General features: G+C 49.7%; 11 protein-coding genes. 7 read left to right on the forward strand and 4 right to left on the reverse strand.

What is annotated here, in order from left to right; translation table 11 throughout:
• The first annotated feature begins 387 nt into the window (after positions 1–387).
• From FNY10_RS17115 to FNY10_RS17145, 7 genes are all read left to right on the forward strand, one after another.
• The gene (locus FNY10_RS17115) at positions 388–630 is read left to right on the forward strand and encodes a hypothetical protein (protein ID WP_160702387.1); all 243 of its coding nucleotides are present in this window, start codon (positions 388–390) and stop codon (positions 628–630) included.
• A gap of 1,664 nt (positions 631–2,294) precedes the next feature.
• Positions 2,295–2,711: a hypothetical protein gene (locus FNY10_RS17120; protein WP_160726289.1), complete on the forward strand. Its 417-nt coding sequence runs from the start codon at positions 2,295–2,297 to the stop codon at positions 2,709–2,711.
• A 111-nt stretch (positions 2,712–2,822) separates the two neighbouring features.
• Complete coding sequence (locus tag FNY10_RS17125) at positions 2,823–3,455, forward strand: fimbria/pilus periplasmic chaperone (protein ID WP_227521307.1); 633 nt, start codon at positions 2,823–2,825, stop codon at positions 3,453–3,455.
• Between the two features lie 8 nt (positions 3,456–3,463).
• A complete protein-coding gene (locus FNY10_RS17130) occupies positions 3,464–6,034 on the forward strand; it encodes a fimbria/pilus outer membrane usher protein (RefSeq protein ID WP_227699447.1) in 2,571 nt (856 codons plus the stop codon).
• Positions 6,035–6,098: 64 nt separating this feature from the next.
• Complete coding sequence (locus FNY10_RS17135) at positions 6,099–6,650, forward strand: fimbrial protein (RefSeq protein ID WP_131050622.1); 552 nt, start codon at positions 6,099–6,101, stop codon at positions 6,648–6,650.
• 146 nt (positions 6,651–6,796) lie between these two features.
• The gene (locus tag FNY10_RS17140) at positions 6,797–7,597 is read left to right on the forward strand and encodes a hypothetical protein (RefSeq protein WP_160702380.1); all 801 of its coding nucleotides are present in this window, start codon (positions 6,797–6,799) and stop codon (positions 7,595–7,597) included.
• A 216-nt stretch (positions 7,598–7,813) separates the two neighbouring features.
• Positions 7,814–8,200 carry a hypothetical protein gene (locus tag FNY10_RS17145; protein ID WP_100684790.1) on the forward strand — a complete coding sequence of 129 codons (387 nt, stop codon included), beginning with the start codon at positions 7,814–7,816 and terminating at the stop codon, positions 8,198–8,200.
• Positions 8,201–8,293: 93 nt separating this feature from the next.
• On the opposite strand, the gene FNY10_RS17150 is transcribed toward FNY10_RS17145, so the two are convergent.
• From FNY10_RS17150 to FNY10_RS17165, 4 genes are all read right to left on the reverse strand, one after another.
• On the reverse strand, positions 8,294–8,620 hold the full coding sequence (locus FNY10_RS17150; protein ID WP_160702378.1) for an NIPSNAP family protein: 327 nt from the start codon (positions 8,618–8,620) through the stop codon (positions 8,294–8,296).
• A gap of 169 nt (positions 8,621–8,789) precedes the next feature.
• Positions 8,790–9,305 (reverse strand): DUF6622 family protein, encoded by a 516-nt coding sequence (locus tag FNY10_RS17155; protein WP_160702376.1) that lies wholly within the window; start codon positions 9,303–9,305, stop codon positions 8,790–8,792.
• 577 nt (positions 9,306–9,882) lie between these two features.
• Positions 9,883–11,562: a glycoside hydrolase family 43 protein gene (locus FNY10_RS17160; RefSeq protein WP_100684786.1), complete on the reverse strand. Its 1,680-nt coding sequence runs from the start codon at positions 11,560–11,562 to the stop codon at positions 9,883–9,885.
• 61 nt (positions 11,563–11,623) lie between these two features.
• Positions 11,624–13,063 (reverse strand): MFS transporter, encoded by a 1,440-nt coding sequence (locus FNY10_RS17165; RefSeq protein ID WP_160702580.1) that lies wholly within the window; start codon positions 13,061–13,063, stop codon positions 11,624–11,626.
• Positions 13,064–13,107: the final 44 nt, after the last annotated feature.

Raw genomic sequence — 13,107 nt, forward strand, 5'->3', positions numbered from 1 at the left:
ATAATGAATGCCGGCCTCACTGAGCGCTGAGTTACCTGACCTGACTGGAGGTACAGGTACAGCAGGATGGCGAAATGAAAATTTCGGAGGTGGGAAAACGAAATGAATAATTCACTGTGGCATTTAATTCTGCGCCAGGTCAATATTACAAAGAAATATGACTTATAATATATTTTTATCAAGGGTGAGGTTTTTCACTTATTCCTGGTAAAATATTCGCTGCATTATCATCCTTCTGTTCGGTTTATCCTTGTGTCTTTTTATAATAAAATATAAGTAATTATAAGGACTATTTCTATGGGATTTCATTGTAACGTGTAAAAAATGGCTTATGCTTAAAAATCGACATTGTGTCGAATGGGAAAAACAAACAACAAAGGAGGTTATATGTTTGATTTTTGCCCCAAGTCCATGAAGACTAACGTAGATTTTATTGCATTTACTGTTGCAAAAATGGAGCATGAACAGCGAGGGTTGTGTGTGCATGCTGTCTCTGGAAATATGCCTTTAGAAATGTCTGAGTTATTTCATCAGCGTTTAAGATTTTACCGCGAAAAAATAAAGTATTTGGCCTCACGGCGTAGTCCGTTCCATTCCTGCGAAAAAAATGATGTTCTTGATTATAGTTGATATTTTATCTTACGCCCCAGATACATCGTTGGGGCGAATCGTCATTGACCGGCAGGAGTATGAATTATCAGGACGGTGAAAGGGATCCACTTCTGTGTACAGGATGGGGTACCGAACGCGATAATCATGCGGCTGCTCGCCATTCTCCACTCCCCCCAGCGGTATCGTTCATTGTTGTGATGCCGCTTTGCTTACCAGCCAGATTTGCGCAGAAATTTGTGGCCGCAGAGGCTGTAGCGGCTCAATGCCTGTTTGCGGTTCATTATCGTTTTCAAACCTGTATCCCCGGACAACGACTCACTTTTCCGGATAAGGCGTTTTCTATGGCTATGCCTGACGCCGGGAGACGTTGGCGACGGTTATTTCCTGATAGCGACTGTATCGCCGATGTGCTGCGCTTCTTTGCGCAGCACAAGTCACGCTTTATCAGGGATGGCTCTTATGGGCGACATCACTCGGTCCGGCTGGTGAGGATGATTTGGTGATTGAGCCGATCGCACTATCCAGACGGAATATCATTCACGAGAATTATGATTGTGACCGAAGCGCCGGGTTTAAGACCGGCCGGGTCTGGCGATTCAACACCATGTCACCATACATCCGGGGTGAAAAACAGAGTGATAAGTTCTGCTGTGAATGCTGTCGATAACCTCGATATTCAGATTTTTACCATTAATAGTGTTGTTGTCAGGGGGAAATGAATTTTCTTTTACCGATCTGAAGGCCATCAAGTAAAGAGACGACATGTAAATGGCATATTGCATGACGGAAGCAAAGAAGTGACTGAATGAGGCTAAAGAAGTGAAATTTAAGTAATGGTCGAAAGTTTTTATGAGTTCCGTATTGTTAATATTTACAACTGGTCGTTCCATGACTCATAGTTAGTTACATCAATCTTCTTCGGATTGGCTGGAGAATTATTTTCCAGGGTGATATGTGGATTGATGGCAGATCGTGTGGCAATAATCTTCAGGGAATGCAATCAAATGCCTGTATTCATAACTTGTCATCGCTGAGTCATTAGTTCACAAAAAATGATTAAGTTCTCTTTTGTGAAGTAAATATGCCCTTTGCGGCAGGTGAAATTATTCTGATGACAATGGGATGATACGTTAATCCGGGGGCTTATTTTTTTAGAAAAGCCTTTCTGTCAATCAATAAAATCTAACGGAAAATTCCTACGTAAAAATAGTGAGTAATTTAAATTTGTTTTTATTTTAATTTTTCAATTTTATTTTTTTATTTGTTTTTCATGTGGTTATGTGTTTTTTATGATTGCTTTTGTTTTGTGATGAAACAAAAGATATCTGTTTTTAATTAATGTTTCTTATGCATTTTGAATTACTATTGCCGATCAATTTTGTTGTGTTTGATAGTCAATAGCTATCATTGTTGGTGTATCAAACGTTCTAAACAATTATGAAAAAATATTTCCATGAGTTACAAATTAAAAGGTGAATAACTGACAGAGAAATCCGTTTGTCCTAAAAATAGATCTTTAATCGAATGAGTCCTTAATGCATTGTTATTTTATTTCAGACAATAAATTTATCCTGTCGGCTGTACAGGAACTGCCAAGGTATACAGAGGGTGAATATATATTTCTCTGTGCTACCAATCCGATATACAGAGAAATCCAACCGCTTTGCGAGGACATCGTTGTTGTGGCTGTTCAGGACAGGGAGCTGCGCCGCAGAATACTTCATGTCCCGGCAATGAATAGCTGCCGTGTTATTATTCTCGTGAATATAAGACGCGTATCACTGCGTGGCCTTTCCCGGACATTCCCGTGGGTGTTCAGCGAAAAAATGTCCCTGAATACATTGAGCCGCATTTTGAGGCTGGCGACACGTTTACCGGTTATCAGGAACAAAGTCACAGAACGGGAATCACTCCTTTTCGATTATCTCTGCAGGGGATATTCATTCACCAAAATGGGCCGCAAGATGAATTTGAGTGCGAAATATCTTTACTCACTTAAACGAACCACTTTAGTGAAATATGGCCTTCCGGAGTACGGCTGCACGGGCATTCAGGTCTGTCGGGATATTATCGGTATGCGTCCGGGAAAAAATCAGTAAATAACCCAACCTGCAGTATTTGACTGAAAGGAAATAGTTATGTCGTCCGTCGTCTTTTTTTTACGAAAAAGCCTCGTTATTGTCTTTATGCTCATGTTGCCCGCCGTTGCCATGGCTGAGGGCGGGATTTCAATTCAGGGAACCCGCATTATTTATCCACTGAATTCCCGGCAGGAAAGCCTCTCCATTCGGAATTCTTCCGCGGCAGACTCATTCCTTGTGCAGTCGTGGGTTGAAAATGCTGACGGAAGTAAAAGTCGGGATTTTGTGGTGACGCCTCCCCTTTATCTGAGCGGGCCGGGGAATGAAAATATTCTTCGCCTGATACGGGTTGCAGGCTCGCCTTATCAGGACAGGGAATCGCTTTATTATTTTATTGCGAAAGCGATTCCCTCCGTGACCGAGGGTGATAACAGCGGTAAAGCCGTGCTGCGCATTGCTGCGGCCAGCCGTATCAAACTGTTCATCCGTCCTGCCGGACTGAGGCCTGCGGTGGATAAAGCGCCTGCTGAAATGCGTTTTCGTCGTGCCGGTAACCGGCTGGAAATTATTAACCCGACCCCTTACTACATCACACTGACTGAGATTAAGGCCGGCGACATCTCCCTCGATGGCGTCATGGTGGCCCCCGTAAGCACCGCCACCGTCAGTCTGCCTGCGGCCTCCGGCAGCCGGATTACGTTCCGGACCATTAATGATTACGGCGCTGTTTCAGCACCTGTTATTGCCCGTTTTTCATCATAGGACCGGGTATGCTGAAATATTTACTTCGCCAGCCGCTACTGAATGCTTCAGTCATGTGCGCGGTTTCTCTGCCGGCAAACGCCAGACTGCATTTTGACCCCTCTATGCTTTCAGGCGACCCGGTTGCGGTGGCTGACTTGTCACTTTTTTCATCCGGTGGCTCACAACTCCCGGGAGTCTATCTGGTTGACGCTTATCTCAACGGTAGCCGCGTGGCAACCCGTTCGGTCCGTTTTGTTGCCGTTCAGGCGGGGGAGGCACAATCCGCGGTGCGAGATAATACAGGGCTGCAGGCTTGTCTGAGCCGTGAAGAACTGTCGGATATGGGGGTGAATGTCCCGGCATTTGCGGAATTAGCCGCCCAGCCGGATGAGCAGTGTGTGACCCCGGGGTTGTTTATTCCCCAGGCCTGGACGGCGTTTGACTTCCAGAAAATGCGCCTCGATATCAGCATTCCCCAGGCAGCCATGCGCAAACAGCCGGATGGTTGGATAGCGCCGGAACGATGGAATGAGGGCATTAATGCCGCCCTGGCGAGCTGGCGGTTCAGCGGCAGCGAAAGCCGGGGAAAATACGGTAACAGCCGCAGCCAGTTTCTCAATCTGACCAGCGGCGTCAATCTGGGGGCGTGGCGGCTGCGGGATAACAGTACGTGGAGCTATCAGGAAAATGACTATGGCCGTCGGCAACACTGGCAGCATCTGAACACCTGGTTACAGCGTGCGATCATTCCGTTGCGTAGCGAACTGACGCTCGGTGATGGCACGACCAGCGGCGATGTGTTTGATACGGTCTCTTTTCGCGGCGTACACCTTGCGACCGACGACAGTATGTATCCCGCCAGCATGCGGGGATATGCGCCGGTGATTCGCGGCACCGCAGGCAGCAGCGCTGAGGTCAGCATTCGACAGAATGGTCACGAGATATACCGGATCAATGTCGCTCCCGGCGCTTTCGTCATTGACGATTTACCGCTCCTTTCATCCGGTGGCGACCTTGAGGTCATGATAACGGAAGCGGATGGTCAGGGACGTATGTTTACCGTCCCTTACTCTTCGGTTCCTGTACTCCAGCGCGAGGGGCATCTGCGTTATGGCATTACCGCCGCTCGCTATCGCAATGTCAGCGCCAGCTATGACGACCCGCTGTTTATGCAGGCCACTCTCCTGTGGGGAATGCCGCATAACGTGACGGCATACGGCGGTACCCGACTTGCGGAGAACTACCGCGCCGCCACGCTGGGGATGGGATTCAACACCGGCGTATGGGGGGCCGTGTCGGCAGACATAACGCATGCCGACAGCATCCTGGCCGACGGTTCCCGTCACCGGGGGAAGTCCCTGCGCTTCCTCTATGGACGCTCGCTGGTATCTACCGGAACCACACTGCAACTGGCGGGATACCGCTACTCAACCCGCGGTTTCCATACGCTGGATGACACCGCGCTGAAAAGTATGGCCGGCTGGACCGGGGATTCGGAAGGGGCCGTCGATGCCGCTGGCCGCCCGGTAAAACGTGACTGGATAAATTATTACAGCCTGAACAACAACAAGCGCGAGCGTCTGCAGGTCAGTCTTTCCCAGCAGCTGGGAAACGTCGGTTCCCTCTCCCTGACGGGGAGCCGCCAGACATACTGGGACGAAGTGGCGGCCACCTCTTCATTGCAGGCGGCTTTCAGCAGCTCGCTGGGACGGGCCAGTTACAACATTTCATATGCCCATACCCGCTACAACGGACAACCCAGGGCAGATAACGTGCTGTGGTTCTCCCTGTCTCTCCCCCTCGACGGCTGGCTGAGTCAGAACGTATGGGCCACATACAGCACTCATCGGGGGACTGACGGCCAGCTCTCACATCGGGCGGGGATCAGCGGTTCACTACCCGATAGGGAAAATGTGAACTGGAGCGCGTCGCAGGGGTACGGCCGGCAGGACGGAAACAGCGGCGACGCCGCCGTGGACTACCGGGGAACCTATGGTAACGCTTTGGCGGAGTACAGCTACAGCCGTAACTACAGACAGTGGCGCTACGGCACATCGGGCAGCGTGGTGCTTCACCGGGAAGGGGCAACCTTCGGACAACCGCTGGGGACCACAAACATTCTGGTGGCAGCCCCCGGCGCCGCGGGCCTTCCCGTCGATAACGCCACCGGCGTACAGACCGACTGGCGCGGCTATACCGTGGTGCCGTGGGCCAGCCAGTACCGGGAAAGCCGGGTGGCGCTGGATGTCAGTAAGCTGGATAGCCATGCGGACATCGACAACGCCGTATCGCGCGTCGTCCCCACCCAGGGGGCGCTGGTGAGAGCTGATTTCCGGGTACGAACAGGAGTCCGGGCCCTGATAACGCTCACTCATAACGGAAAACCCGTGCCGTTCGGGACCACGGTCAGCGTGGCGGACGGCGGCGGCGGCCTGGTGGGCGATGACGGGCAGGTTTTCCTCTCCGGGTTGAAGCTGAAGGGAGAAATTAACGCGCAGTGGGGAAGTCGGCCCGACCAGCGTTGCTCCGCCCGCTACACCCTGCCGGAAGCGGCCCTGAAATCCCCTGTGACATGGAGCCAGGTTATCTGCAACTGATTAGCGGAAGTGATTATTCCGCACCCACAAGTTTTATACACACAACATAACAGGAGTTGTAAACATGACGTTGATGATTAAGAAAACTTTATTAACCGCAGCAACCGTATCCCTGCTGGCGCTTTCTCCGGGCATTCAGGCCGCATCGGATTCCGCCACCGTGAATATCACGGCGACCGTGGTGGATAATACCTGTACCCCTCAGTGGAGTACGAACGGTGTGGATGTTGCAATGGGCCGGGTTTCCCTGAAAGATTTTGGCAGCGATAAAATCGGGGCAACCGAGGCATTCACCCTTAACCTGGCTGGCTGCGGCAGCGGCGCAACCAGCGTGAAGGTCACGGCAAGCGGGGAGCCAGATACTACCGATTCCTCTTTATTTAAAAACACCGAGACAACAGAAGGAGTCGCCGCGACAGGCGTCGGTGTGGAGATCTGGGGAGACAGCGCTCAGGCCACTAAGATGGCGCCTGATGGTAGCAACAGTGTGATGTATCCCATTGCAAACAGTAAGGCTGACATGACCTTTCTGGCCAAACTGAAGCAGAGCGGAGCCACGGCCCCGGGAGCGGGGGCCGTCAAGAGTGTGGTGACGATGATCTTTGATTATCAGTAACGCCATCGCGTTGTTCCGCAGACAAAGCCGATAAAACCAGCGAACATCGATTCCGTCTGCGGTTAATATTCGCCTGGCGCTTCATGCCATAAGTCGGCTGGCGCCAGGCTCATTATTGATACTGAGATTAATTCAGGAATGAATATATGAAAGCCTCCTGGGGATATTTGGGGATTCTGGCGTTTTTTTCCGCAAACACGCTGGCGGCATCCACCATCAGTTGCAGCGCCGTACCCTATGCAACAATAAGTCTGAGCGACAGTGATTACAGCGATCGTGGATGGGCCCCTGGCGCGGTCATATTTCATTATCAGATTTATGTCAGGGACTGGCCGGCAGATTTAATATCCGCGGAGATAACCTCCTGCCGGTTTGATAATGGTGCGCCATGCTACGTCAGGCTCGATATCGGTTCTAAACTGGATGCTTACGGTACCGCGGTGAACCTTATCTGGAATGGCACCACGCACGACTGGGGAAGGGTGAACTGGAGCGGAAACTTTACCTTCCGGCTGAAGGAAGGGTTGGACAGGAATACGGTGCTTACCTACAGCTTAGAGAAACTGGGAAACAACGGTATCGTCTATGACACGCACACATCAGCCACTCCCTATCAGTCTGGTCATGTGAATATTACCAGTGAAGCCCCGTTCGGAAAGGTGTATCCAGGCAAACAGGATAAACAGCTGAGCATTACCTCTGATGCCAGCGGTGACGCGTTATTAACATTCACGCCAGGCTCCGCTAATGGTCAGTCGGGAACGCTCAAAAATTCGACCGGCGATGAGATTGGCTATTCTGTCCTCAACGCCGAGTGGAATAATGGCAAATGGACGAGCAGGCTGACAACCGGGCAGAATTATATGTTGCAACTCAATGATATTGCTAAAGGGACGACGGCCGGGAAATATGAGGGGAATCTTACCGTAACGCTGACATGTGAATAATAAAAAAGGCAATCAGAATAATTAAAACTCCTGGCGTTGATAAAATCATTCTTGATAACGGGGGATTTTCGTCGCGCGGCCTTTCTTTTTATTTCACTGGACGATGGTGTCAGGCGTATGGTAAACCAACGAATCATTAAGAATAGAAGGAGGGCTGATGGATACCGTCGAAGAACTAAACGGAACAGACTTCTATATGAGAAAGGAAAAGAGAAGATGAAACCGTCCGTCAAGTATGAATTCCATCACTTGGGTATACCGCTGCAGGATGAAAAATTCGAAGGCATTTTCAGCGAAAAAGCGGGGATGTATACCACGGATAACCCGGGAAAATTCAGAATACAGTGGCACCGCTTTACCCACGATTCCCCCTTACATCCTTTGTTGAAAACCATCCCCCATGTTGCGTTCAAAGTTGATAATCTTGAGCAGGCTATCGCGGGGGAAGAGGTCATTCTTGGCCCTTATGAACCAATAGATGATTACTTCGTGGCTGTTATCAATGATGCCGGGGCGCCTGTCGAGTTGATCCAAACCACGTTATCAGATGAAGAACTCTGGCAGCGTGCAAGGTCTGGCAAAGGCAGTTTATACCGCAAGTAGGATATCCTGGCCTTCAGCGCGAGTCCGCCGCGTTTTATTGCCGATGAGTGTGGAATCCGCAGGCCATCGCCAGGCGAATCCCGATGGCGACCCTTACCTGCGCAGGCCATCCACGCTTTCCGCCGGCAGGTTGATCACGGTTTTCATGCTGGTCTCGATGCTGCCAATGATCTCCCCGCGCGGCCCGCTGCGCCAGTCGGCGCTGGCATAAAAGGCATCAAGAGCCGTCGCCATACTCTCGGGGCTGTCGAAGGCGCGAATCAGGTAGTAGCAATCCGGGTCATGCAGCGAGTGACCAAACGAAACAACATCGATCTCGTGGCGTTGGTGCAGGGGAACGCTGATTTCCCGCATGATGGTATGAAAAGCGGTGCCGCTGCCTTTGCGTAAGGTGTATTGCAGTATCTCGACGGTTCTCACAGCGTTATCTCCGTTAATCGCCTCTGGGGGCATCCTTGGTGGTGATGATAAAGTAAACCGGATAGATTCGTGAAGCCACGAAATACCGCTGTACCTGCCGTTTACGGGAGAGGGTGCGTAAGGGCAACAGGTCACGCGGCTTGAAAGGGCAAACCGCCCCGGAGCCTCCTCAATAGTGAAGCGATATTGTTTTCTTTTTCTCTTTTATTTTATAGATGACATATAATAAGCCACCCCATGATAAACCGGTGGCAATACCTGAGCCTGCGCCCCACAGACATTGAAATGATAAGTTCATTAATAATCTCGGGTCATTTTCCGTAAGGCAGGTCATGATAAATTTAAAAATAAAAGATCCAATAATCAACGTGAGAATAAATGGGCTGCCAGGACGCGTCACTACTCCAGTGGCGGCATTATATTCAACTGGGGAGCGCCATAAAAATGCCATTCTGACAATACAAAATATTACTAATGTGGTGATATAGAGCGGGATGGCGGGGAAAAAACTAAATCCAGCTAAATGATAGATGCTCGCCGCTAAGAATAATACCGGTATGATGAAGATGTTTTTTACGGACGTTTCCCGGCAATGCAGTGCAGATATCCCTCTTTTTATTAAAAAAAGTAAAAGGATCCACACCCAGACCGGGGTGTTTGAAAATATAGCTATAGTCGTCGTCATGTGCTGCCTCTTTTTTGCCGTTCGTCGTGCTTTACGGGTAAGTGAATATGGCCCGGCTGAAGAGCTTCAACCACGCCATATTAACGACAGCAGGCAGACAACCTGGCGACAATCACCTGACGCGTTATTGCAACGTATCCATGTTATTATTTGTAAACAGAGTATAGTGCTGCGGGTAGCCAATAAATAAGGGAGATATGCATCATGGGGAGACACGTTCTGGTCTGTATTTTCGTGCTGTTTGCTTGTTCTGCCAGTGCCGGACATGGTGGCGCTGGAGGGAAAGGCGGGGATGGCGGATATATGGGCCAGCCTGGTAAACCCGGTGCCGATGGCGGGAATGGCTCGGACGGAGGCAGTTCAGATAATTCATCGGGGCGGGCAGGGTGTCCGGGAGGAACGGATCCCGATGAGAACGGCAATTTTTATCTTCCGGGAACAAAAGAACAGTGCAATCCAGGTCCGCAGGACTCAGTGAAAAAGGGGCGCGCTCTGTAGAGCATAAGAGGCTAAGCGGTCATGGCCTGTCCCGGCAAAAACCTACGTTATCGTTAAGATAACGTAGGTTCGCCATGACTTAATTAAAACGTGATTCGCTGGCTTGCCAGCTATATGTGCCGTCGGCCATTAACGCATCGCCCAGCTCCTGATAATGGAAATCATAAAACTCTGCGCTGGCGTCATAACCTGAGTAGTCGACAGCCGCAAGGCCAACGAACGCCCCGGTAAAGAACCCGCCATAGCTTTGCAGCACATAATCGTCAGAAAGAATGGCGGCATCTAATTGAACGGGGATTTCAGTAAAGCTGACCCCATCAAAGCTGTATTCATAGCTATACGTTTGTTTGCGCACTTTGCTGCGGAACCAGACATATTCGGTCCCTTCCGGGATCTTGATGGCATCATCTTTCAAATATGACGTGTATTTCCCACGGTTATTTTCGCCGATCTCAATGACTGCGCCATTAATTTCGTTCCAGGTGATGAACACAAAACTCCAGTGGCGATCGTTATAGTAATTCGTTAATCCGGCCATCTGCTGATAATTGAACGGATCAAATTTCACTTTGACCTGGGCATCAAAGTAGAAGGCTTGCCAGCGTCGGGCGATAAGCGACAGGTTATGCGTATTCGCTAATGAACCTTGCCCGATTAAAGTCAGCTTGCCATCGCCGGTGGTCCCCATTTTTTCTGTGAACGGGACACGCAGCGTATTCCAGTCAGGATCGAGGGTTGATGTTTTAAACTCATCGTACTGGCTATGGTCTTTGGCGCTTTCGGTGTAAATGGCATCGCCTGGCCCTTCGACAAAGGTTTTTCCGCCATGACCTCCTGCGATACGCGGCCAGCCATCCGCATCCCAATACACTTTCTGGATTGAGGTTTCTCTGCCCAGGGTTGACCAGCCACGAGGATCATAGGCCGACTCACCTGGACGATTCCACGGACGGGCGCAGAGCGAGGCATAATACCATTCACCTTTGGGGGTGGAGACCAAAGCGCCATGCCCTTGCTTCTGGATGTAGCTGTCTGGTGTGTCGACGTTCGTTAAGAAGACTTCCCCAGGCTCGGTTTCAAAGCTGTTGGCATCCAGGGTTTTAGAACGCGCAACAACTTCCTGGTGGGTGAAAACGGTCCCCCCCTGGGCGGCGAAAAGATAATAATAGCCGTTCAGTTTGTAGAGGTGTGGCCCCTCAACGAGGGCGACGGCGGTGCCCCGATAAATGGTCCGCGCTGTCGCCGGTTTTAATTTCAGGGTCTTCGTATCAAGCTCAGTTAACGTGATGCCATCGAAGGGGTGATGATATTCCCGATGGTCCCAGGTTTGCTGAACGATATATTTACGCCCGTCATCGTCATGGAAAAGCGAGGCATCAAAACCGACGCCGTTCAGTTTGATGGGGTCTGACCACGGACCACGGATATCGGTCGCGGTGGTCAGATAGTTGGTCATGTCTTTAAACGCGCCTTCGGTGATTTTCACATCGGTATACACTAACCAGAATTTGCCATCGGCATACGAAAGCGCCGGCGCCCAAATACCACCGGATGAAGGGTTGCCTTTCATATCTAAAAGGGTGGTGGTAGACAAGGGACTGGGGAGCAGATTCCAGTGCTGTAGATCCTTTGACTCATGTAAACGAACGCCAGGGAACCACTCAAATGTAGAGTTTGCGATATAGTAGGTGTCCCCTACACGGATAATACTAGGGTCCGCATTAAATCCAGGTAATACAGGGTTTTGAATAAGTGACATATCATTCTACCTTTTTAAAATTTATCATTCAGAACTGCGTAATTTTTAATTTATTTTTTCACTATGCCCGTATCTCATCAAGCTGACGGTTGATCTCGATGACATTTTTGTCTGAGACAGGATAGAGTTGAATAATGATCATCGAAATCGCGGCTAACACGATTGGCATCCACACCGCGGTCATAATGATTCCGTCGATCGCGCTTGCGCTTTGTTGCGCGCCGGTTTCGTTAAAGCCATAAGCGGCCAGTAACCACAATGGAATCGCGCCGCCAATCGTAAAACCAATCTTAAAGAAGAGCCCCATAATCGCATTAATGATTGCGGCATTACGCTTGCCTGATTTTAATTCGCCATAGGCAATGACTTCTGGCACCAGCGCCCACATGAAACCGGTCGCCGAGGTTAAACCCCATTGTTTAATGAATGTTGCGATATAAGCAAGCCACAGAGCATCATGCATGCTTTCGCGTGACCATACGTAGGTCAGCAATTCACCCACAATAAACATGCCAAGGAAAAGATGGAAGAAGCCTTTTTTACCAAAAATTTTCTTCAGTTTTGGCCAAAAGACAGGGAAGACAATGCCGGGAATTGAGGCAATAAGACCAATAGCCCCCATCCATTCAGAATGGCCGACAACAAACTGATTGAAAAAGCCATTAACCGTGTTCATGAAAAACATGAAGGTAAAGGCTAACATGAAAAATAACCCGAGAATGACCAGCGGGCGGTTATTCTTGAGTTCAAGGAATAAATCGGTTGTTTTTACGTTAGCCGTCTGTTCGGCCGTCGCGACAACGCGTTCTTTGGTGAATTTATAGCAGAGGTAAAGGGCTACCGCGCCGATCAACATATAAATTGAGTAAACGCCAAACCACGCATAGTTAGCTGAGGGATCGGTATAGTTACCCATATTGAGCTTAAGGCCAAAGAAACCCGTATCTTTGAGGCTGCGATCTTTGGGGGAGGCCATCTGTACAAACATAGGGAACAGGGTATAGACCAGCAGGTTGGCGCTGTTTGCCAGCATCATGCGCGTACTTGTCAGCTTATCAATCGATTCAGGATCCCGGGTCAATGAGGCATTCAGAGAGCCATAGGGAATATTCACCAGTGAATAAACTAAATCCAGTGCCAGATAAATGATAAACGCGAAAGGAACCGAGCCCCTTATTCCAGGAATGGGCGCGAAAAGTAACGCGGAAAGAATCACGAGCGGAATGCCGGCTCTTAAAAGCCAGGGGCGGTATTTCCCGGCGCTTGAACTTCTTTTGTCAACGTAGGTACCGACCATCGGGTCCCAGAAAACATTCACGATGCGGACAAACAGGAATATAAATCCTGCGGTGGCGGTGCTGATTGTATTTACCGTCAACATGTGAAGAGCAAGAAAACCACCTATGGTACCAAAAACAAGGTTTTGCGCAAAATCACCCATCCCATAACCAATACGTTCTCCGCGAGTTAATTTATGATATTCATCATGCCGACTTTGCAGTATGTTTTTGCTCATTCTAATCAAGTCTCCGGTTTCTTACGTGA

This window comes from Klebsiella sp. Lac1, assembly GCF_009825425.1.
Lineage (GTDB): Bacteria > Pseudomonadota > Gammaproteobacteria > Enterobacterales > Enterobacteriaceae > Klebsiella > Klebsiella electrica.

Bases quoted from the DNA above. Each gene is read 5' to 3' on its own strand.
- FNY10_RS17115 (WP_160702387.1), top strand. From the start codon at position 388: ATGTTTGATTTTTGCCCCAAGTCCATGAAGACTAACGTAGATTTTATT.
- FNY10_RS17125 (WP_227521307.1), top strand. From the start codon at position 2,823: ATGGCTGAGGGCGGGATTTCAATTCAGGGAACCCGCATTATTTATCCA.
- FNY10_RS17130 (WP_227699447.1), top strand. From the start codon at position 3,464: ATGCTGAAATATTTACTTCGCCAGCCGCTACTGAATGCTTCAGTCATG.
- FNY10_RS17135 (WP_131050622.1), top strand. From the start codon at position 6,099: ATGACGTTGATGATTAAGAAAACTTTATTAACCGCAGCAACCGTATCC.
- FNY10_RS17140 (WP_160702380.1), top strand. From the start codon at position 6,797: ATGAAAGCCTCCTGGGGATATTTGGGGATTCTGGCGTTTTTTTCCGCA.
- FNY10_RS17145 (WP_100684790.1), top strand. From the start codon at position 7,814: ATGAAACCGTCCGTCAAGTATGAATTCCATCACTTGGGTATACCGCTG.
- FNY10_RS17155 (WP_160702376.1), bottom strand. From the start codon at position 9,305: ATGACGACGACTATAGCTATATTTTCAAACACCCCGGTCTGGGTGTGG.
- FNY10_RS17160 (WP_100684786.1), bottom strand. From the start codon at position 11,562: ATGTCACTTATTCAAAACCCTGTATTACCTGGATTTAATGCGGACCCT.